Source organism: Spirochaetota bacterium, from assembly GCA_040756435.1.
Classification (GTDB): domain Bacteria; phylum Spirochaetota; class UBA4802; order UBA4802; family UB4802; genus UBA4802.
Genome location: JBFLZD010000004.1, coordinates 47,259 through 68,860, shown reverse-complemented (window position 1 = coordinate 68,860; position 21,602 = coordinate 47,259). Strand labels below are relative to the sequence as shown.

Below are 21,602 nucleotides of genomic sequence, written 5' to 3'. Positions count from 1 at the left end.
ACAATGCTATTTACTGTTTAAATATCCTAAAGGCATCACAATCAAAGGAATATCTGTATCATTCAATTTTAATGCTTTTCTACAGCTAGTTTCATTAACCCCAGCCACCAAACAGGTTCCAATATACATTGCAGCAGAAATAAGGTACACATTTTGTGCTATACATCCAGCTGTTAAATTGGCCAAACGAATCTTTTCTTCTTTTGAACTAACATAAAACGGGAAAGCATTCAGATCAGCAACTATTACAACTACACACCTACTTTTACCCACCCACCCTTGTGTTGAAGCCATACTGGTAGAAACATTACTTTGAATAAATTGTAGTATATTTTTTTCAGGAATATATTTATATGACTTTTCATTATAGATAACATATATTCGCATATAATCCTTGCCATATGCAGTGGGCACTGTATGCTTTCCATCCTGCCTGTTTATTCCATATGCTGCCCATAATAGTGTTGAAAGATGCTGCTGTGAAATTATTTGATTTGTATAGTTTCGCTCAGTTTTTCTGTTTTTGATTGCTTTTACAATATCAAGAGCAACTGTTTCAAATGGTTTATCAAGAACAATTGAATTATCAGCAAAAGCGATAGTTCCTGATAGTATTATCAGTTGCAATAAACATGATATCCACATTGTCTTCATAAATGTATCCTAACAAATACTATGATATTTTTATACTGTTTTTAAGAGATACTTGATATAACTACGCTACTTCCATTTCATTTTCAGGTCAAGCCCAATTTATTAATAATTCTATCAGAATCATAAATACATTGCCAATTTCAATATTCAATCTTGTTAATGTATCAAATAGTATTTTTACCTTCACTTTTTATATCTATTTTAATAGAATAATATGTATCTCAAAGAAATTATAGTTGATAATTTTATTAGTATCAAATAGTGAGAAAATAATACAATACTTTGGAGGGTAAATATGAATATAGAAACAACCACCTGTATTATGTGAGAACATTTAGAACTTTAAAAAAAACATGCCAATGCCCAAAAACTATCGCTTCATACGTTTATTATAAATTTCATAAACTATGTGCAGTCCTATAAACGAATACCTGTTAAAAGCTATGAACGGCTACAGTGTAGAAAGCGATATCACACCTGGAAGCGGGTGCAACTATATTTGTACGAGAATGAGTATGAGTTTGTGATGGATGTGCGCAAAGTATGCAAGATGTCACTGGCTAAGGTTATAGCCTATTGTGTTAAAATTTATTTAGCTCTTATTATTTATCATTGTCCGCAATAATTTTTATTGCATTTATTGTTAGAATGAATAGTATTATGTTATCTCATGATAAGACGAATGTACCAATTGAATGATAAATTTTTCGATAGTATACCAGGCAAAATACTTTGTATACTATTATTTATAGTATGTATACCAGTTCTGCAAGTACAAAATAGCTATTGTTCTACAATCTCACAAAAAGGAATCTTTGACTTAAGAAATTATCAATGGGATAATGGCCCGGTTGCACTGGATGGTGAATGGGAATTCTATTATGGGAAGTTCTACATCCCTAAACATTTCAAATTTTTTAAAAATATAAATACACAGTATATTACAGTCCCTGCATCATGGAACAAATATAAAATCCATAATCATAAGCTTCCTGAATCAGGTTTTGCAACATACCGGGCCAATATTCTTTTGAGCAACAACAAACCGCACTCACTTTCTATCCTGATACCAAAGCTTGACAGTTCATATTCGTTATATGTAAACGATATACTTTTAGCAGAAGTTGGGAAACCTGGAACCACTCCTTTAAATAGTATTCATGCATGGAAACAAACTATAGCTGATATTCCATTAACAGGCAATCAAATTGCTATTACCATTCATATCTCTAATTATTACTATGCTAAAGCTGGAATAACCAATTCTCTTCTTTTAGGAAACAAACAGTCTATTTTACACCATTATATAAAAAGTATAATTGTTAAATTTTTCATATTTGGAGCACTGGTAATAATATCACTCTATCATTTAGCATTATATATTTTCAAGAAATACGATAAGCAATCTCTATACTTTGGTATATTCAGCTTGTTAATGGCTCTTTTATCTATTATTTTTGGGGAATTCCATATTATGCTTATTTTCCCCAATTTGCCATGGAATATACTGGTTCGTATTACATATTTAACAATGTCATTAGGATTAACTTTTTTTGGGCTTTTCATTGAAAATCTTTATCCTGATGATGTCAATCAAAGTTTATTTAAAACCTTTCTTACTATTGGCATTTTATATACTGTTCTAATAATTATTTCACCAGTCTTTTACTTTGCAAAGCTATTATCATTATTCTTAGGCATAATGATGGTATATGGATTATTAATTTTATTCATATTTACCCGTGCAATAAAGAATAACCGTAAATATGCTGTTTTTTTTCTTTCTGCTTTTTTAATATTTGCCCTGGCAATTTTAAATGATATGCTACATTTTCTCCATTTCATCAATACAACATATATGGTGCCGTATGGTTTTTTAATATTTATTGTATTCCAGTCTTTTATTCAGGCAAATCAAAATTCCAGGCTTTACAGCAAACTGGAAAAACTTTTTAGTGAAAAAATAAAACTGGAAAATATTGCTGCAACATTTCAAAATCTTGCATATATTGACCCACTCACCGAATTACCCAACAGAAGAAGATTTGAAGAATACCTTCATGCCGAGTGGCATAGAGCCATCCGTAATCAGACTCCTCTTTCAAGATTAATGATAGATATTGATTATTTTAAAAAATATAATGATAAATTTGGCCATATCGTTGGCGACCTGGTGCTAAAAAAAGTAGGTGGGACAATTAAGAGTTGCATTCATCGCCCGGCTGATATGTGTGCACGGTATGGAGGCGAAGAATTTATTGTTATACTTCCTGAAACTGAAATTATTGGTGCTTACAGAATAGCAGAGCGAATAAGAAAAAAAATATTGGACCTGAAATTGCCAGCTGCAATCACCACATCATCAAAATTTGTATCAGTAAGTATAGGTTGTACAACCGAATATCCAAATCCTGGTAAACATTGGGACGATATAATTGATAAAGCTGATAAAAAGTTATATCGGGCAAAAAAATTTGGAAGGAACCGTACAGAAAAATAAAATGTCAAAGATTAGTAGCAGCTCTATAATCTAAAATAAATACTATCTTGAGTCATTCCCTTTCAACAAACAGATAATGATTTACAACCTGCATGAGCGAATATATTGCATCTTCATATTGTACCAGTTGTTGGTCTTTATCTCTATTATGGATAACTGCATTGAGCATATTTTTAAGTAACAATAAATCTGACCTTCGTTTTATTTTCTTGGCCTGTACAAGTTCTTTTAAATAATCAAACTTATAATTACGCAGCTGGACCCGTAAAAAAAATTCTATGCCATATATCTGAAAAATCCTTTCTAATGGATAACTTTTGCTTTTATCAATAAATTCCTTATACTGAGGTGCATCTACAACTCTCTTTTTTCTTCTGTCTCTAACTGATGGGGAGACATGGCTATCATCTTTTCCTTTCTGGGATTGTTTTCTTTCCAGCTGCAAATCAATATTGGATATACTTATTTCATATGCCAGACGCTTGGCCTTCCATTCTTCGGTAAATTCATCATAATGCTTTTCCATATACCGTTCAAGCTCTTCAAGCATAATGGCCAAATTTGCAACCTTCCCAATATCAGTATTGTTGAGACTTCGCAACAATGGGAAAATTTCTTTTACTATCTGATGCACCATCAAGCGTTTATGGAATTCGTTTTCATACTGTATAATAAGTTCACTTTGATAAAATGATTTTAATTTTCGAATCACAACAAGGTCTGCAACCACATACCCTTCCACTCTGGAAATATCACGAGCCTTATCCTCTGCTATAATCTCAATAGAAAATATTTTATGGGCATTTATAAGTATCTGAATGATACGCTTAACAAGGTCAATGGAAAGTCCATAGTATCCTGATACATACTTTACAAATTCATCTGAATACGGTACACCTTTAAATCCGCCAGCAGCATTACGCTTGCGGATTTCATTATAAATATCATCAAAAATTGTTAGGCTCATTTCACAACCTTTTATTCATCAAAATCAAAACCCAGAAAATATAGCCATCATATATAATAAAAAAATAAAAGCGTTTTTTATATTTTTTTTCAGCAATAATTCCTTAAAAAATTTCATAATGAATATAGTGTACACCCCCGGCTTTCGGCGGCGGGGGTGTACACTATTTTGTATTTTATTCAAATTTCCATATTTAGGAATAATTAGCGATTTTTTTTTGTGATAATAAAAAAATGTGATTTTTTTTATTGACAGATGTTGACGTGATTAACCAATTGTAGTATAGTTTTAACAAAATGGGGTGTTAGCTCAGCTTGGTTAGAGTGCCTGCCTGTCACGCAGGAGGTCGCGAGTTCAAGTCTCGTACACCCCGCAAAACGAAAGCCGCTTATAAGCGGCTTTCGTTTTTTATCCACCTATCTTTGACATAGAATGCATTGCCATACCCGAACAATTAAACGCAGTATCATCACATTGCATTAATGAATGTCCTTCTTTTTTATGCAATACGGCATTGGCTATAACTTCAGTAATAGTAGTATTCAACTGCCCCCTGAGTATCTTTTTTACATTATATTCAGTTGTATCATGCAGGCAGGCCCGTAGCATACCATCCGGTGTTACCCGTAAACGATTACATTTACCACAAAACCTGTGTGACACTGCAGGTATAATCCCAACATTAATGACTGCACTTTTATCCCACCGGGGCAATAATCTGTACATTGCAGCAACATGTGTATCACTTTTTGTCATACGCTGCAATGTTCCTAATAATCCCAATTTTTTAATTAAAGTATCAGCACTGACAAATGGTATCGGGTTATCACTTAACGGCATGCGTTCAATAAAGCGAATTGCATGAATATTAGTTGCAAAACGAAGTAGTTCTTCCAGTTCATTAAGCGTTGATTCCATTATTACAGAGTTGATTTTACATTCAACTCCTCCTAACGCTGTTATTTTTTGTATTCCTTGTATAACTTTGTTTATAGCATTTACACCAGTAATTTTTGTGAATGTATCAGGATTAAGAGAATCAAGACTCACATTAACCTTTTGAACGTTGAGTTCTTGAATTTTATTAACATATTGTTCAAGTAATATACCATTAGTAGTTATACATATTTCTAAATCTTTATGGTTGCTGCGTACCTGTTTTACAATATCAAAAAAACCTTTTCTAAGCAGCGGTTCACCGCCGGTAAAACGCACCTTTTTAATCCCCAGAGAAACAAATACATCCACTAACATCACTATCTCTTCATTACGCAAAATCTCTTCGTGAGGTAACCATTTGATATCTGAAGGCATACAATACATACACCGCAAGTTGCAATGGTCCGTTACCGAAATACGCACATAATCTATAGTTCTGCCAAAGCTATCAACGAGCATTTACCACCTCATGGTACAGGCAGCCCACAGTGTTCCATTTTCATCAGTTGTGAATGAAAACTGATTAAAGCCTATGTATGTTGGCTGCCTGCTTTCATTTATTTCCTGAACATGGTACCATGTAAAAAGCCAGGATGTAATATATATAGCAGCATTTGCTATAATACTCAAGGTAAAATAATGGGCTGCCCTATCATATGCATACCCAAATTCTTTTACTGTTTTATAGCCACCTTCCGGGTCCTTAAAAAGCAAATCATGTTGGGGATCTATTATTTCATTTGCCCTTTTAGCCGAACGATACAGTGAGCCACGATAGTGCCAGTAATTGTAATAGTAATACATGGCATACACACCTGAAATTTTTAACCCGGCAAAAACCGCAGCATATTCGTAGTGTCCCGTATAGATATGACCACCACCCGGCACTACATCATACGCCAGTGCTTTCCATAAAGAGAGCGGTTCGTCCGTTTTTACAAAAGTAAACGGTTGCTGTGCAAATGATGCCTGTACACAAAAAATAAAAAAAATAATTAATAATACTGTGCGATAGTTCATAGTATCAATCCATTGCTCATTAACAATCACTGCTGGTATACTGTACCAAGGTATTGCCCGTAGTGTACGCTGCTACACATAGTACGATGTTACGGGATTATATCATTTAGTACTTCCGTATGATCACTTTCCCTGCCACCATCATGGGACGTCATCCACAGATACACCGGTCCATGATATGACGATGAAACCTGTATAGTAACGCTCTTTGGATCAAGACCAGGTTCAAAGTCAGACTCAGCAACGTAGCCCACGTAATACTTGATATCGTAATACAACTTTGGGTCGCCAAACTGTGCCGGATTTGTTCCTGATATATAGACTAAATAATATAAATTTTCATTGCTACCAGTATCTGGATCAAATGTGCGTAATTGTCCATTATCCATCTTATCAGTATAAAATGAAAGAGTAATTACATGATTATTAATTGTCATTGTTATATCAACCGGTGGTGTTGGCTTCTGGCCACCTTTAACTTTTGCAAGGTCATTATAGTATTCTTCATCTACCGGTTCTTGCAGGCAACCAGTTGCAAGTGCTATCGCCCAAAAAATTAATATGCATTTATTTTTTAAGTTCATGCAGGTACAGGTAATTTTTCCTAAAATAGGGATCGTGCGGTTGTAGTACTACCGCTTTATAAATATACTCATAGCCTTTATCAAAGTCACCTTTAAGAATTAATGTAATACCATAATTATTAAGTACCGCTGGCTCACTGGTAGGAAGCGTAGTTTGTAACAGCGTCAGAGCACCTTCTACATCACCTTTTGATAAACGTCTAACAGCATCATTGTTGGCACGCGCACTGTCACTGGTATTGTGTATGTATGCTACATAGGCAGTAAAATTCACCTGTACGGTTATTGCCTGGCTATCGTTATGTGGCACTGTTACAGTCCTGACACATCGTATTGTTTCATACTGGTAACCACAGGCGCTGAAACAAAAAACTACACTACAGTGTAACACAATCCTCAATAGCCTGTGCCACATTACACATCACCTTTTCATTGAAATGTTTTGCCATAATCTGCACACCTATAGGAAGACCTTGTGCATCCTTTGCAACAGGCACCGACATTGCTGGTATGCCTGCTAAGTTAGCCTGTATGGTAAGGATATCGGCCATGTACAGTGACAGCGGATCAGAAATCTTTTCGCCTATACCAAAAGCTGTTGTGGTTGTTACCGGAGCAACAATGCAGTCACACTGGCTAAATGCTTTGGTAAAATCATCTATGATAAGGCGCCTGCCTTTCAATGCTTTGAGATAGTAGGCATCATAGTAGCCCGAACTTAAGGCAAATGTCCCTAAGATGATGCGTCGCTTGACCTCTTTGCCAAAACCTTCCTGGCGCGTCTTCACATACAGGTCTTTGAGCTTCTGTATATTTTTTGAGCGATAGCCGTAGCGCACACCGTCATACCGTGCTAAATTTGATGAAGCCTCTGCAGTTGCTATGAGATAGTAAATGGGAACAGCATAGTCCGTGTATTGCAGAGAAATCTCGCGAATAACTGCTCCCTGTGATTCCAATTTTTTTACTACATCTTTGACTGCGGTTACTATCGCCGCATCTACGCCATTAAAATATTCCTGGGGAACACCAATGCGCAATCCTTTCACATTCCCGGCGATAGTTTCTGAACCAAAATCCACCGGTTTATCAATAGAAGTTGCATCACGCGCATCCACACCTGCAATGACTGCAAGTACACTGGCTGCATCTTTCACCGTGTGAGCAAAGGTACCAATCTGATCAAGTGATGATGCAAATGCCACCAGCCCATACCGTGACACCCGGCCATAGGTTGGTTTTATCCCCACCACACCACAGAAAGAAGCCGGCTGGCGTATGGAACCACCGGTGTCAGAACCAAGTGCTACCGGCGCAATATCAGCCGCCACCGCTGCAGCCGAACCACCGCTGCTACCACCTGGGACCTTTGTTGTGTCAACAGGATTTTTAGTTGGGCCAAAAAACGATGTTTCAGTAGTGGAACCCATGGCAAATTCATCTAAATTGGTTTTTCCTAAAAGAATAAACCCGGCATCAAGCAGCTTTTGATATGCAGTGGCATTATACGGTGGTATAAAATTTTGCAAAATTCCTGAAGCGCAAGTAGTCAGTACCCCTTTTGTGCATATATTATCTTTAATTGCAATGGGAATTCCATCATATTTTGATTTTGGCTTTCCTTCTTTACGGCGCCTGTCTGATTCTTTAGCCTGCTGTAAGGCTGTGTCATGTGTTACAGTGATATATGCATTTACCTCTTTGTGTTTATCAATTGCCGTGAGGTACTGTGTTACTATTTCTAAAGATGTGGTTTCTCCCCGTTCAAGCATCTGGGCTAACTGACTAACGGTTTTTACTGCCATACAGTGACTCCTGTTAAAATGGGATTAGCAAATACATTGATTGTATACTCACAATAATGTCAAATTAATTTATAGTATATGAATTGTAACTATTGCCATATTCAAACAACTAAAAAAATACTGATACACATGCATATACTTCAATAGCAGGTCAATAAATTATAATAAATATTACATAGTACGAATAGATTTATCGTTGTCCGTAAATATGATATGGGCACTGATAATTATTTGACTAAAATTACCCCACGATATATATTAGTTTAAATAATTATCGTAAAACGTAAAACCAATACAATTGAACTTAAAACTTTAAACTTTGAACTTTATAATAAGAACAGGTTCTATTATGAAAAAACACATTGTACTGTATTTATTTGTTTTTATACTGTTTTTTGGCTGCTATAAAAAATCAGTTGTCCTTAACCCTAACGATATTCATTATATTATCAGCACCTTTTTAAACGAACACGTACTGTACCATGAATTTGATGATACCATCTCACAGCGTACATTGAATAACCTTCTTTCAGCCATTGACCCCGGGAAATATTACTTTTACAAAAGCGATGTTGATGGATTTACCAAACGGTATGATACCCTTATTGATGATTTAGCCAAAAAAGAAGATTTTGCGTTTCTTGATGATATTTTTGGAACCTATAAAAAGCGTGTTGATGAAGTAAATCATATTATTGATGGATTACTCAAGCAGCACTACACTTTCACCGAAGATGAAACCATCAACTTAGATAGCGATAAAATACCCTATGCAAAGGACAAAAATGAACTCAAAGAACGCTGGCGCAAAAATATCAAGCTACAACTCTTAAACTATCAAACTTCAGAGAGCTTAAACGAAGACCAGGCAAAAGAAAAATTAAAACGCAAGTTTTACCTTAACAACAAGCGTATTCAGGAATTTGATAAGGCAAAGCAGTTTTCAGTTTTCCTTAATGCATTTTCCATGGCACTTGACCCTCACACCAACTATCTGACACAGGAAGAACATGAAGATTTCATGATTTCCAATAATCTAAAACTTGAAGGCATTGGTGTTCAACTGCGCTCAGAAGATGGCTATACCATTGTTGACCGCATTATTCCGGGCGGAGCGGCTGACAAACTTCCAAAAGAGCTACAATTGCAACCCAATGACCGCATTGTTGCTGTTGCACAGGGCAATGATGAACCTGTTGATGTTGTGGACATGGAACTGCGTGATGTGGTTAAGATGATTCGTGGCAAAAAAGGCACTCTAGTCAAGCTTACCATTATACGGATCAATCCTGACAGCAAAGAACAAAAACGAATGATTGTGCCCATTGTGCGTGAGGAAATTAACTTAGAAGACAGCGCTGTAAAATCAGAAGTGTTTCAATCTGAGAATGGGCCTGCTATTGGCTATATAAAAATACCTTCATTCTATGTAGATATGTCGCAGCAAGGATTTGGAGAAGGCAGAAGCTCAACCGCTGATACCCTCATGCAGATTAACAGCCTGATGAAGAAAAATGTTGCATGTATAGTGGTTGACCTGCGAGGCAATCCTGGCGGTGCATTGAGCGAGGCATTAAAATTAGCCGGCATTTTTATTGACGCTGGTCCGGTTATGCAGGTGTACGATAGCGCCGGGAATATTCAGCCATTAGATGATCCAATCCCGGGAGTATACTACAGTGGGCCACTTGTTGTGCTCATTGATAAATTCAGTGCCAGTGCATCAGAAATATTTGCAGGAGCCATTCGTGATTACCGGCGGGGACTCATCATTGGCACGGATGCAACCTTTGGTAAAGGAACCGTGCAATCATATAAGGAACTGTACCAAAAAAAAGGTGCCATCAAGATTACCAATGCCATCTTTTACCAGCCCTCCGGCACATCAAATCAGCTTAATGGGATAAAACCCGATATCACCGTCCCTGATATCACAACAATATGGGACATTGGTGAAAACAAACTTAAATATGCATTGCAGTGGAAACAGATTCCCCCTGCTGCTTACACACCATATCGAAATTACCTTACTGCTGATGTGATAGCGCATCTGAAAGCTAAATCTGATAGTCGGTTGCAGAATGATACACAGTATGCAAAACTTTTACTGGAAATCAAAGATTTAAAGCAAAAACTGCAGTCAAAGGAAATCAATCTGAAAGATGAAAGTAGCATTGAACAGCGCAAAAAGGATCTGGAAAGCTCTATTAAAAAAGGGAAAAAAGATAAGCTTATTGACCTGGAAAATGATATATTTTTGCAGGAAGCATTTCGTATCACCGCTGATTACCTGAAAGCATTGCATTAAATTTCACAGGTCAACAGTTATATCAAAATGATGTCTGGCTTTTAAAGCGGTAATATACTGTGTAAACTGCTTTACAATAGCATCTGCCTCAATTATTACTGCATCCGTACCCTGCAGTAAACACTGCTCATACAGATATTGCAGGTGCTCATTACGTGACTTCAGAAAAGACTGTATAAAAATAACAAGCTTTATATCATAGTTGGGCAGCGCTTTGTATATAAGCTCACAGCGTTCATGCACCGTGCGCATACCAGGGCACCACGATTTGAATGAGTAAGCATACAACAGTTCATAGTACAAATTCTGTGATGAAGAATGGCATGAAATGTCAAACTGCCGCCTTCCATTGCAACTGTCATCCTCCACAATGACAATGTCATAGCCCCCAAATGCATCACACATATCCCAATTGCCAAAGTCACTGTACACAAGGGTTTTTGGGGCTTGTTCATTGTTACTATGGGTTGATGACTCAACAGCGTGGTACAACTGCTGTAATAGCTCTAAGCTCCGTGTTGGCATAAGGGAAAATGCTGCATCACACAGTAACTGTAACTGACTCAGGGTGAATGCACCTGCATACATAGTGGTCAGCGCCCGCATTATTTTCCGTATTTCCTCATACATCAAAACTGCCTGCTGAAGACTGTCATCATTGGGGTATTCCTGCTCTACTCCCAAAGACTGCAACAGTGAATACAGTATTGTGTGAAGGTTAATCACTGCATCTTCAGCAAAGCCTTCATATTGCAAGATGGCATGTACAGTCAATTGCTGTAACACCTCATGGGGTATAATATTACAATACTGTGGCACAATGAGCGCATTGGCAAGACAGCAATACTCCTCTGCCTTTTTATACATCAAGCTTTGGGGATCACGTAATGCTGTCATTACCCATCGTGGTAATTTACTCACGACAAATCCATGTGCAGCAAACACTTCATATGGCACAATGTCGCACTGGGTAAAAATAATCTTTTTGCCACTTTGCTTTAATTCCACAATATGGGCAAAAAGGTTATCAAGCTCATGTTGTATTGTTTCAATCACGGTTGACTTATCCATAGTTACTATCGCCCCTTAAAAACCACAGTATTTTTATAATAATTTTCTTGTCAAAAGAATAATTTTGTTGCGATAGTTCATTATAATGGTATTCAGGTTAAAAATTACACTTTACATTTTGGAGAAACAAATATGAAAGCGCGCCGTTCAAATAATCCATATCTTTCTATTATATTGCCTGTTTACAATGAAGAAGAAAATATTGTTCCACAGTATCAGCATATTGTTGAAGCTATGAAAAAAACATCATACACCTATGAGATAATTTTTGTTGATGATGGCAGCACTGATAATTCCTTCAAGCTTCTTGAATCCATTGCCAAAAAAGACAAACGTGTGCATGTGGTACAGTTCAGGCGAAATTTTGGCCAGACAGCAGCCATGGCAGCAGGTATTGATTATTCAAAAGGTGATATTATCATCTTTATGGATTCTGATTTGCAGAATGATGCCAGTGACATTCCCTTACTGGTAGAGAAGATTGAAGAAGGCTATGATGTGGTCAGCGGCTGGCGCAAAAACCGTCAGGACAAACTTTTATCACGGAAAATCCCTTCACGTATTGCCAACTGGCTTATAGCAAAAGTAACCGGGGTGTATCTGCATGATTTAGGATGTTCACTCAAAGCATACCGTGGTGAGATAATACGGCAGGTCAATTTGTATGGTGAGATGCATCGGTTTATTCCGGTTCATGCATCATGGATTGGCGCAACTATTGTTGAGGTGCCCGTACATCACCATCCACGTAAATTTGGAAAATCAAAATATGGCATAAAGCGTACGTTTAAGGTATTAATAGACCTGGCCACTGTTAAGTTCATGGGTTCATATTCCACCAAACCTAACTATATATTTGGTGGTATTGGTTTGATACTGCTTTTTATAAGTTTCTTAAGCGGGATAACCGTCATTGGTATGAAATTATTTTTACATCATTCTATGATACGCAATCCCTTATTACTCTTAACGGTTATGCTCATTATACTGGGAATAATGTTTATATTGCTGGGTATATTAGCAGAAATTATGATTAGAATTTATCATGAATCACAGAAATTGCCACCATACCGGGTAAAACGATACTTATAAAAAAACGGCGGGATTAAACCCGCCGTTTTTTAATCTATTAGTACATTCCTCCGGGTGGCATGCCACCTGGCATTGCTGCTTTTTCTTCTTCCTTCTTTTCGGTGATAAGCACTTCAGTTGTTGCCAGCATGCCAGCTACCGATGCTGCATTCTGTAATGCTGAACGCACAACCTTTGCCGGGTCAATAATACCGGCTTTCATAAGGTCTTCCCATTCCATTGTTGCAGCATTGAATCCAACACCCTGTTTTTCCTGTTTTGCCTTTTCAACAATAACCGATCCTTCCACACCGGCATTGAATGCAATCATCTTCATGGGCTCTTCCATAGCTTTTGCAACAATTCGTGCACCTATCTTTTCATCGCCTTCCAGTTTCTTTTCTAATTCAGCAACGGCTTTCTGAGCATACAGCAATGTCAAACCACCACCAGGCACTATACCTTCTTCAACAGCTGCACGAGTTGCTGACAATGCATCCTCAACGCGGGCTTTCTTTTCTTTCAATTCAACTTCGGTTGCTGCACCAACATTGATAACTGCAACACCGCCAGCCAATTTAGCCAATCGCTCCTGTAATTTTTCACGGTCATAGTCTGATGTGGTTTCTTCAATTTGCTTCTTGATAACTTTGATACGTGCCTGCACATCAGCCTGGCTGCCAGCACCTTCAATTATTGTGGTATTTTCTTTGTCAACAATAACCTTTTTTGCACGACCAAGCATGTCAAGTGTTGCATTTTCAAGCTTGAGCCCAAGATCTTCTGAGATCACCTGACCCTTGGTTAAGATGGCAATGTCTTCAAGCATTGCTTTTCTTCTATCGCCAAAACCTGGGGCTTTCACTGCAACACACTGGATAACCTTCCGTAATGTGTTAACAACGATTGTAGCCAGTGCTTCGCCTTCAACATCTTCTGCAATGATGAGCAATGGTCTTCCTGCCTGAGCAACTTTCTCAAGGATTGGAAGCAGGTCTTTCATGGTTGAGATTTTCTTTTCGTTGATGAGGATAAATGCATCCTCAAGTACTGCTTCCATATTTTCTGGATCGGTTACCATGTAGGGAGAAATGTAACCGCGGTCAAACTGCATACCTTCAACAACTTCCAGGTGAGTTTCAATGGACTTGGCTTCTTCAACCGTGATAACACCGTCTTTGCCAACCTTATCCATTGCCTCAGCAATCAGTTCCCCAATTTCCATATCATTGTTAGCCGAAATAGCTGCTACCTGAGCTATCTCTTTTTTGTCTTTTATTTCACGTGCTGTATCACCAATAAACTTTACTGCTGCTTCAACTGCTTTGTCAATGCCACGTTTGAGGCTCATTGGATTTGCGCCAGCAGTTACATTCTTTAATGATTCATGATAGATAGCAGCAGCTAAAATGGTTGCAGTGGTTGTTCCATCACCGGCAACATCATTGGTCTTGGTGGCAACTTCCTTAACAAGCTGAGCACCCATATTTTCAAATGGGTCTTCAAGCTCAATTTCTTTTGCTACTGTAACACCGTCTTTAGTAATAGTTGGCGAGCCAAACTTCTTGTCTATAACAACATTTCTACCACGGGGACCAAGTGTTACCTTCACTGCATCTGATAACTTAATCACACCCTGATAGATTGATCGCCGTGCTTCATCATTATACTGTAAAATCTTTGCCATGTTCTTCACCTTCCTTTTCTACAATGTAATTTTTACTCAAAAATAGCCAGAATATCATTTTCGCGAACAATCAAGTACTCCTTGCCACCATACTTAACTTCTGTTCCGGCATATTTGCCAAACAGTACAGTATCACCAACCTTAACATCTAATGGAATCCATTTGCCATCCTCATAGCGGCCCTTACCAACAGCAAGTACCTTACCTTGCTGAGGTTTTTCTTTTGCCGTATCGGGGATGTAAAGGCTTCCCTGCTTTGGAAGTTCTTCTTCCATCACTTCAATCAGAACTCGATCTCCTAATGGTTTTATTCCCACGGTACTCCTCCTTAACCTTGATTTTAATTTTAATATGATAATTGTAATCAAAAAAAACTGAATTATGATTCTTTTTTAAGACAATTGTACTGAGAAAATAAGAAGTGTTGATAATAATTGTTAGCACTCTTTTTGGTGAGTGCTAACAATTATTAATATAGCAAAAAAAATTTTTATAACAATTTTAATTATAAGGAATTATTATGGATTATTGATTTTTATAAACTTTTATTTAAAAATATGATACTAAACCATCAGAAACAAAAAAATATTAGTTTAAATAAAAAAATTTTATAATAAATAAAGTATTCAGGGGTTGTCTCAAAAGACATCTTCTGCAATGACTTTTGCCTTCCTGTCATTGCGAGGAACGAAGTGACGAAGCAATCTTGCTTTTGAGGGGCATTGAGATTGCTTCACTTCGTTCGCAATGACATTGCGCTCACGCCATTGCATGCCCTACCGTTTCTTTTGGGACACCCCCGTGTATACTATTTTATATTTTGTCCAAATTTCCGCATTTTAGCAATAATTAATGCATTAGTAACTATTTCTGAAAACGGACTATTTATTTGCCTACATAATCGCTTTTACCGCCATGCTTTTCAACAAGCCGTATATCGCCAATAACCATCTGTTTATCCACAGCTTTACACATGTCATAGATAGTGAGGCACGCAACACTGACTGCAGTTAAGGCTTCCATCTCCACACCGGTTTTGCCATCACATCGTACCGTTGCTTCTATACTGACCCGTGAATTACTGTTATCACATACTATGGCAATATCCACATGGGTTATCATAAGTGGATGACACATGGGGATAAGTTCATGGGTCTTTTTTGCGGCCAGTATACCTGCTACTCTGGCCACATCAAAAGGATTGCCTTTGGGAATAAGGTTTTTCTGGATTTTTTCAATGGTTTCTTTTTGCATGAACACGCAACCGGCTGCGCGGGCAACGCGAGTCGTAACCTCCTTGCCCCCAACATCAACCATTACCGGTTTTCCATCTGTATAGTGGGAAAATTCAGACACGGTGTATTTAATACCTGTAATCCTGAATTACCTGTATAATAAAACTCAATATCCCCGAAAGTATGTACAGGGCAATAATTGCCAGTATAACCCATTGTTTAAATAGTACTATGAGGGCAATAAAAACAATAATGAATAGAAATAACTTAATGCCAGTAATTTTTTCAAGAAGGTATGACTGTGGTTTGGAATACCTCACTGTTGAAACCATAAGTAGCGCAACAACTACAAAGCTAATAATAAATACTATTTTGGGAATATGTATATTCAAAAAGCATAACGGAACTAGTGCAACAATAATACCCGCAATTGGCGACGGTAAACCATCAAATGCATTAGGAACATGCGTAACATTAAACCGTGCCAGGCGATATGCAGCACATACAGGGAATATTGCTGCAATAAAAACGCCAGCATCAATTGATTGCCCAAAAGCCTGTACCCATGTACCCTGTAAATAACCCTTATATGCTAAAAAGCCAGGCGCTACACCAAAGGTTACACAATCTGCCAGTGAATCCAGTTCCTTCCCCAGCTCACTTGCCACTCCCAGCATACGCGCAACCTGACCATCCAGGCCATCCAGAAGCGCAGCAGCTAAAATCAAAATGCCAGCTATTGTCAGATGATGCGGAATATTCATACTTGCAAAAATTATTGAAATAAAACCCAAAGTAAGATTACCTAATGTTAATGTGTTTGGAATCCATGCAACACTCATATCACACCTGTGCATTATAGTAGTTTTCAAAACCAGACAATGTTGCTATTATATGGTAATTTGCCTGCCTGTCAATGAAAAAACAGCTTTCATGACAGACAATGCTTGAAGTATGCAGCTAATTCATTATGATCCTGCATTATGACATCAGCTTCTGTAAGAAACCCCGCGTCCAGTGTAGTACGTATAGCAATACAGAACAAGCCCGCAGCTTTTGCAGCTTTTATGCCCATAGGTGCATTTTCCACCACAATGACATGTTCGGGATTTACCTGTAACTTTTTAACTGCCTCTATATATGGGTCAGGGTTGGGTTTTCCTTTTTTGACATCATCAACACTGATGACCACATCAACATAGTGCATTAGTTCCTGAGGAATAAGCTCAAAAACAAGATAGCGGAATGACCCGGTCACTATCCCAATCTTTTTCCCTTTTGACTTTACCAGGGGAAAAATAGAAAACATTTGCGGATACACTTCAATCTGATAGTTTGAAAACAATTGTAATTTTTTCTTTTGTAAATCTTTCAGTATATGTTCAGGTGGCATGACAAACCCTTTATCAAGGAAAATATCAGCTATTGATTCCAGCCCGGTCATGCCTTCACGCTTAAAAATATCTGTTTTATCCAGATGAACACCATGTTCTTTAAATACATCAATCCAGCACTGTGCATGTGCATGCATGGAATCAGCAACTACACCATCCATATCAAAAAGAATTGCCTCACAGCTTTTTACTGTTGTATTTTCCTGGCGATAGTTCATGGTATTAAATCACAGGCAATTATTTCTTCAATGCAAGGAAGGCCTTCACCATCTTCTTCTTTTCACGATGGCGCCTGAGTGCATACGAAATGAGTGTATCTATAAGTTTGGGGTATGATACTCCAGAATATTCCCATAGCTTTGGATACATGCTTATGCTGGTAAACCCGGGCAATGTATTGACTTCATTAAAGTAGATTGTCCCATCATGCTTATCGACAAAAAAATCCACGCGCGCCATTCCCTGGCATTCAAGCATTGTATACACAGAACATGCTGCCTGTCGTAACTTCAGTGCCAGTGCATCAGGAATGTTTGCTGGTATGGCAAGCTTTGCACCATCTTTGTCAACATATTTGGCCTCATACGAATAGTACTCATGCTGCGGGATAACCTCACCCACTGCTGAAGCAAGCGGTTTTTCATTACCCATAACTGCAACCTCAAATTCACGGCAGTCAACAGCTTTTTCCACTATTACCTTTGAGTCAAAGGCAAAAGCTTTCTGTAAGGCTTTTTGCAGGCCAGGTACAGTTGTCACCTTAGATATACCAACAGATGAACCAGCATTGGCAGGTTTTACAAACACAGGTGCCATGGCAGCAATCTTTTGCAGCAGTGTATCAGATGATTTTATATCATCGGTTCTAACTGTTTCAAAAGGAACTATCGCCACCAAACCTGAATTTTGTACCACCCGCTTGGCAATATCCTTATCCATACCCACAGCTGAGCCCAACACACCCGGGCCAACGTATGGCACATCAACCATGTCAAGCAACCCCTGCAAGGTGCCATCCTCGCCGTACGTGCCATGTACCAGTGGGAAGACAACATCAATGTTTACAGTTTTTCCGGTTTTTTTATTATAGAGTTGTAACGTATCAGTGGCACTGTGCATATTAATAAGCCACGTGCCTGTTTCTTTGAGCGATAGTACCTGACCAAATGCTGGATGTGTTTGTATATTAATGCCATCCTGAACATACCACTGACCCTGGCGCGTAATACCAATGCATACCACAGTGTATTTTTTTGATGCAACCAGTGCCACCGAAGCTGCTGAACAGCGCGAAACGTCATGCTCGCCGCTTTTGCCACCATAGATAATGCCTAAGCAAAGTTTTCTGCGTGCGGCTTTTTTTACGGAACTATCGCCACCACTCTTTTTATTCATTGCTTTCAATAAATTCCTTGTGAATGGCCTTAACTGCTAATTCAGTGTACATTGCATCAATAACACATGAGATACCTATTTCAGATGTTGAAATCATCTCTATGTTTATGTTATGCTTAGACAGTACGTCAAACATGCGGCCTGCAACACCCCATGAAGATAGCATACCAACGCCAACTGCCGAAACTATGGCAATATTTTCTTTATAATCAATGCCTGATGCACCTAACGTTTCTTTCAGTGATTCGCAAATTTTTAATGCTTTATCCAGATCATTCTTTAACACCGTAAAGGATATGGATGCTTTACCATCCTTCCCTGTTGACTGAACAATCATATTAACATAGACTTTCTGCTTCCCCAACTCACCAAACAGCAGCGAAGCAACACCCGGCCTGTCGGGTATATCACGTATGGTTATCTTAGCTTCATCATCTTTTGATGTTACGCCGCTTATTACAAATTTTTCCATCATCTCCTCCCGTGGCATTACTATTGTTCCTTCATTATCGTTAAAACTTGACCTAACATGCAATCTGATAGTATACTTTTTAGCAAACTCAACCGATCGTGAGTGCAATACACCCGCACCTAACCGTGCAAGCTCTAACATTTCTTCATAGCTAATTTCTTTAAGCTTTTTGGTATCAGGTACAATACGCGGATCTGCAGTAAAAACACCATCAACATCAGTATAGATTTCACAATCGCGGGTACCTAACACCGTTGCAAGTGCAACTGCGGAAGTATCCGAACCACCTCTTCCCAGTGTGGTAATATTCTCATCCTCATCAATACCTTGAAATCCAGCAACAATTACCACTTTGTTTTCTTCTAAGGACTTCTGTATCCTGTCAGTAGCTATGCTCTGAATACGGGCATTTGAAAAGTTGCCATCAGTAATTACTTTGACCTGTGAACCTGTGTATGAAATGGCATTGATACCAATTTCATGCAGTGCCATGGCAAGCAGGGCAATGGAAACCTGTTCACCGGTGGAAAGGAGCATATCCATTTCACGCTTGTCGGGATTTTTGGTAATCTGTTTAGCCAGATCAATAAGCTGGTCAGTGGTTTTTCCCATAGCCGAAACAACCACAACAACAGAATAACCATTTTCAACATACCGTTTTATACGTGCAGCTACGGCCTTAATACGTTCAACAGTACCAACCGATGTTCCGCCATATTTCTGAACAATGAGTTTCATGGGCATTTAACCTTTCTATCAAGGATTTACATACTCAGTGCGCTATATAAAGAGTGCCAGTACAATTGCAACTAAAATTATATCAATTATTTAAAAATAATGTAAAATTTTTATGGGCGATAGTTACCAGGAAAAATTGAATTGTACCCTTATTACTAAAAACAAGGGAACTTCTTAAAAACTACCTTTCCCAACCTTCCTTTGTGAGCACACTATAGTAGGATAAACTGTTTTCTTTATTGCATTTATAATGATGGAAGCCCTTTTAGAGGTGCCCCTAATGATGAGAAATATTCTTCAATATTAAATTGCAATAAATATTTCTAAAAAAAAGCTGGCACCGATGCCCGCCCTCGATTGTGGCTGTTACACATAACGTTCCCGGGGTAGGCAACGTTTTTGCCGTAGCTGTTCCTTGAGCTTGTCGAAAGGTAGCGGAGGTGAAAATGTGGCGTAGCCCGAAGCGACCATCGGGAGCGGAGTATATATGCGCTGTTGTACGAAGTTTTCGATCTTTAAAAATTAAATTTTATATCCAATTCCTTTAAAAAAAGTATAACAAAAAACGCCATCTGCTTGAGATGTTCTATATAAATCTTTAATTCCTTGGTCAAAAGATACTTCATCAATTAAAAAACTATTTATTGCTTTTTCCTTAATACCTTCAATCATTGATATAAAAGTATTTCTTATGAAACCTTCTACTAAAACAGGTTTACTTGAGTCGACATAAACCATTCTTGGTGATACAATGCAATTTTTAAAATTCAATTCAATCAGAAGAGGATAGAGTTGTCTTCCTATTAAAGCATTGCCTCCACTTCTTGATTGTAATTCAACCTGTATATTTATTACTTTTTGAGCGAAAGAACTATTTGGATAGAAATATGCAGAACCGTGATCACCTTCGATTAATGTAATGGTACCACCCTTTTTCAAAACTCTTTTTAAAGATTTTAATGCCTCAATAGGATTTGGAAGATGTTCAAGAACAAAGCATACGAAAATATGATCAAAATATTCATCCGGAAAATGTAGATTAAATATATTTCCCATTTGAAATTCTACATTATTTATTTTTCGTTGTTTCATAAGCTCTTTGGCTTTTCTTATAGAATCTTCAGATATATCTATTGAAATAAATTTTGAATCCGGATTCATCGGTGCAACAATTTGCGTTTGAGCTCCCACACCACAACCAGCTTCAAGGATTATTGAGTTTTTTGGAAAAATTGTATCATGGTGAATGATTTCCTTTAAACAATTTGCTTGATCTTCCAGGCGATTTGATTCTCTTTCTGTATATCCATGTACATAATCAGTATTATTCACATAAATCTCCTTTTTTTGGAATAGACTTCATGCAAACAAGTCAAGTTCGAAAATTTCACATAACGTTTCCAGCATAAAAGAAGTTTTTTCGAAGCAAAAATTTGGGTGAGCCCGAAGGGCGAACCTTTTATGCTAATTCTGTGCTCGGTTAGAATCGGGGCCAGTATAACCCATTCCTCCAAAGTAGCTTAGAATTAATTCTATTCCATGAAAATCACGATTATTGATCATTCGTAATGATTCTTTGAAACAAGCGGACCAAAAATCTATGTGAAATTTATCAAGCAAATCAATTAATTTTTCAATTTTTAATATTAGTTCATCCACATTATCTTTCATTGTCTCCTCATGAATAGAACAATTTTCTTTAAAATAAATTTTTCCCGGCTTTTGCCTAACAACTTGGACATGCGAAGCGCAAGGCGCAGTT

General features: G+C 37.7%; 21 protein-coding genes and 1 tRNA gene. 5 read left to right on the top strand and 17 right to left on the bottom strand.

The genetic code is table 11. From position 1 onward, the window contains the following. Positions 1–6: 6 nt before the first annotated feature. A complete protein-coding gene (locus AB1444_02280; protein ID MEW6525480.1) occupies positions 7–654 on the bottom strand; it encodes a nitroreductase family protein in 648 nt (215 codons plus the stop codon). Between the two features lie 409 nt (positions 655–1,063). Here AB1444_02280 and AB1444_02275 point away from each other — a divergent pair, with 409 nt between their 5' ends. Then, complete coding sequence (locus tag AB1444_02275) at positions 1,064–1,279, top strand: hypothetical protein (GenBank protein MEW6525479.1); 216 nt, start codon at positions 1,064–1,066, stop codon at positions 1,277–1,279. Positions 1,280–1,345: 66 nt separating this feature from the next. Further along, positions 1,346–3,154, top strand: coding sequence for a diguanylate cyclase (locus AB1444_02270; protein ID MEW6525478.1), 1,809 nt, complete (start codon positions 1,346–1,348; stop codon positions 3,152–3,154). Positions 3,155–3,206: 52 nt separating this feature from the next. Here the strand turns inward: AB1444_02270 and AB1444_02265 are convergent, their stop codons facing one another. Beyond that, positions 3,207–4,121 (bottom strand): hypothetical protein, encoded by a 915-nt coding sequence (locus AB1444_02265; protein MEW6525477.1) that lies wholly within the window; start codon positions 4,119–4,121, stop codon positions 3,207–3,209. 298 nt (positions 4,122–4,419) lie between these two features. On the opposite strand from AB1444_02265, the gene AB1444_02260 reads away from it, so the two are divergent. After that, positions 4,420–4,494: transfer RNA gene (locus tag AB1444_02260), tRNA-Asp, on the top strand. Between the two features lie 35 nt (positions 4,495–4,529). On the opposite strand, the gene moaA is transcribed toward AB1444_02260, so the two are convergent. From moaA to gatA, 5 genes are all read right to left on the bottom strand, one after another. Further along, positions 4,530–5,519 carry a GTP 3',8-cyclase MoaA gene (gene moaA / locus AB1444_02255; GenBank protein ID MEW6525476.1) on the bottom strand — a complete coding sequence of 330 codons (990 nt, stop codon included), beginning with the start codon at positions 5,517–5,519 and terminating at the stop codon, positions 4,530–4,532. Beyond that, positions 5,520–6,080 carry a hypothetical protein gene (locus AB1444_02250; protein ID MEW6525475.1) on the bottom strand — a complete coding sequence of 187 codons (561 nt, stop codon included), beginning with the start codon at positions 6,078–6,080 and terminating at the stop codon, positions 5,520–5,522. An 89-nt stretch (positions 6,081–6,169) separates the two neighbouring features. Continuing rightward, positions 6,170–6,664 (bottom strand): hypothetical protein, encoded by a 495-nt coding sequence (locus tag AB1444_02245; GenBank protein ID MEW6525474.1) that lies wholly within the window; start codon positions 6,662–6,664, stop codon positions 6,170–6,172. Beyond that, the gene (locus AB1444_02240) at positions 6,648–7,055 is read right to left on the bottom strand and encodes a hypothetical protein (protein ID MEW6525473.1); all 408 of its coding nucleotides are present in this window, start codon (positions 7,053–7,055) and stop codon (positions 6,648–6,650) included. The genes AB1444_02245 and AB1444_02240 overlap by 17 nt, the downstream gene beginning before the upstream one ends. Further along, positions 7,042–8,469 carry an Asp-tRNA(Asn)/Glu-tRNA(Gln) amidotransferase subunit GatA gene (gene gatA, locus AB1444_02235; protein MEW6525472.1) on the bottom strand — a complete coding sequence of 476 codons (1,428 nt, stop codon included), beginning with the start codon at positions 8,467–8,469 and terminating at the stop codon, positions 7,042–7,044. The genes AB1444_02240 and gatA overlap by 14 nt, the downstream gene beginning before the upstream one ends. A 349-nt stretch (positions 8,470–8,818) precedes the next feature. Here gatA and AB1444_02230 point away from each other — a divergent pair, with 349 nt between their 5' ends. Beyond that, entirely contained in the window at positions 8,819–10,777 is a 1,959-nt protein-coding gene (locus tag AB1444_02230) for a carboxy terminal-processing peptidase (GenBank protein ID MEW6525471.1), read from the top strand. Between the two features lie 3 nt (positions 10,778–10,780). On the opposite strand, the gene AB1444_02225 is transcribed toward AB1444_02230, so the two are convergent. After that, positions 10,781–11,848, bottom strand: coding sequence for a 2-hydroxyacyl-CoA dehydratase family protein (locus tag AB1444_02225; protein ID MEW6525470.1), 1,068 nt, complete (start codon positions 11,846–11,848; stop codon positions 10,781–10,783). A gap of 132 nt (positions 11,849–11,980) precedes the next feature. Here AB1444_02225 and AB1444_02220 point away from each other — a divergent pair, with 132 nt between their 5' ends. Continuing rightward, entirely contained in the window at positions 11,981–12,940 is a 960-nt protein-coding gene (locus AB1444_02220; GenBank protein ID MEW6525469.1) for a glycosyltransferase family 2 protein, read from the top strand. 37 nt (positions 12,941–12,977) lie between these two features. Here the strand turns inward: AB1444_02220 and groL are convergent, their stop codons facing one another. The 9 genes from groL to AB1444_02175 all read right to left on the bottom strand — a co-directional run bounded on the left by groL (position 12,978) and on the right by AB1444_02175 (position 21,511). Next, positions 12,978–14,606: a chaperonin GroEL gene (gene groL / locus AB1444_02215; protein MEW6525468.1), complete on the bottom strand. Its 1,629-nt coding sequence runs from the start codon at positions 14,604–14,606 to the stop codon at positions 12,978–12,980. A 32-nt stretch (positions 14,607–14,638) separates the two neighbouring features. Beyond that, positions 14,639–14,923 (bottom strand): co-chaperone GroES, encoded by a 285-nt coding sequence (groES, locus tag AB1444_02210; GenBank protein ID MEW6525467.1) that lies wholly within the window; start codon positions 14,921–14,923, stop codon positions 14,639–14,641. 568 nt (positions 14,924–15,491) lie between these two features. Further along, positions 15,492–15,962, bottom strand: a complete 471-nt coding sequence (gene moaC, locus AB1444_02205; protein MEW6525466.1) for a cyclic pyranopterin monophosphate synthase MoaC — start codon at positions 15,960–15,962, stop codon at positions 15,492–15,494. A gap of 7 nt (positions 15,963–15,969) precedes the next feature. Continuing rightward, the gene (pssA, locus tag AB1444_02200) at positions 15,970–16,683 is read right to left on the bottom strand and encodes a CDP-diacylglycerol--serine O-phosphatidyltransferase (GenBank protein ID MEW6525465.1); all 714 of its coding nucleotides are present in this window, start codon (positions 16,681–16,683) and stop codon (positions 15,970–15,972) included. 89 nt (positions 16,684–16,772) lie between these two features. Then, positions 16,773–17,453: an HAD family phosphatase gene (locus AB1444_02195; GenBank protein MEW6525464.1), complete on the bottom strand. Its 681-nt coding sequence runs from the start codon at positions 17,451–17,453 to the stop codon at positions 16,773–16,775. A 19-nt stretch (positions 17,454–17,472) separates the two neighbouring features. Beyond that, positions 17,473–18,630 (bottom strand): D-alanine--D-alanine ligase family protein, encoded by a 1,158-nt coding sequence (locus tag AB1444_02190; GenBank protein MEW6525463.1) that lies wholly within the window; start codon positions 18,628–18,630, stop codon positions 17,473–17,475. Next, positions 18,623–19,846 (bottom strand): aspartate kinase, encoded by a 1,224-nt coding sequence (locus AB1444_02185; GenBank protein ID MEW6525462.1) that lies wholly within the window; start codon positions 19,844–19,846, stop codon positions 18,623–18,625. The genes AB1444_02190 and AB1444_02185 overlap by 8 nt, the downstream gene beginning before the upstream one ends. A 516-nt stretch (positions 19,847–20,362) precedes the next feature. Then, a complete protein-coding gene (locus AB1444_02180; protein MEW6525461.1) occupies positions 20,363–21,172 on the bottom strand; it encodes a methyltransferase domain-containing protein in 810 nt (269 codons plus the stop codon). A 132-nt stretch (positions 21,173–21,304) separates the two neighbouring features. Further along, positions 21,305–21,511, bottom strand: coding sequence for a hypothetical protein (locus AB1444_02175; protein MEW6525460.1), 207 nt, complete (start codon positions 21,509–21,511; stop codon positions 21,305–21,307). Positions 21,512–21,602: the final 91 nt, after the last annotated feature.

Bases quoted from the DNA above. Each gene is read 5' to 3' on its own strand.
- AB1444_02280 (MEW6525480.1), bottom strand. From the start codon at position 654: ATGAAGACAATGTGGATATCATGTTTATTGCAACTGATAATACTATCA.
- AB1444_02265 (MEW6525477.1), bottom strand. From the start codon at position 4,121: ATGAGCCTAACAATTTTTGATGATATTTATAATGAAATCCGCAAGCGT.
- moaA (MEW6525476.1), bottom strand. From the start codon at position 5,519: ATGCTCGTTGATAGCTTTGGCAGAACTATAGATTATGTGCGTATTTCG.
- AB1444_02250 (MEW6525475.1), bottom strand. From the start codon at position 6,080: ATGAACTATCGCACAGTATTATTAATTATTTTTTTTATTTTTTGTGTA.
- AB1444_02245 (MEW6525474.1), bottom strand. From the start codon at position 6,664: ATGAACTTAAAAAATAAATGCATATTAATTTTTTGGGCGATAGCACTT.
- gatA (MEW6525472.1), bottom strand. From the start codon at position 8,469: ATGGCAGTAAAAACCGTTAGTCAGTTAGCCCAGATGCTTGAACGGGGA.
- AB1444_02230 (MEW6525471.1), top strand. From the start codon at position 8,819: ATGAAAAAACACATTGTACTGTATTTATTTGTTTTTATACTGTTTTTT.
- AB1444_02225 (MEW6525470.1), bottom strand. From the start codon at position 11,848: ATGGATAAGTCAACCGTGATTGAAACAATACAACATGAGCTTGATAAC.
- AB1444_02220 (MEW6525469.1), top strand. From the start codon at position 11,981: ATGAAAGCGCGCCGTTCAAATAATCCATATCTTTCTATTATATTGCCT.
- groL (MEW6525468.1), bottom strand. From the start codon at position 14,606: ATGGCAAAGATTTTACAGTATAATGATGAAGCACGGCGATCAATCTAT.
- pssA (MEW6525465.1), bottom strand. From the start codon at position 16,683: ATGAGTGTTGCATGGATTCCAAACACATTAACATTAGGTAATCTTACT.
- AB1444_02195 (MEW6525464.1), bottom strand. From the start codon at position 17,453: ATGAACTATCGCCAGGAAAATACAACAGTAAAAAGCTGTGAGGCAATT.
- AB1444_02190 (MEW6525463.1), bottom strand. From the start codon at position 18,630: ATGAATAAAAAGAGTGGTGGCGATAGTTCCGTAAAAAAAGCCGCACGC.
- AB1444_02185 (MEW6525462.1), bottom strand. From the start codon at position 19,846: ATGCCCATGAAACTCATTGTTCAGAAATATGGCGGAACATCGGTTGGT.
- AB1444_02175 (MEW6525460.1), bottom strand. From the start codon at position 21,511: ATGAAAGATAATGTGGATGAACTAATATTAAAAATTGAAAAATTAATT.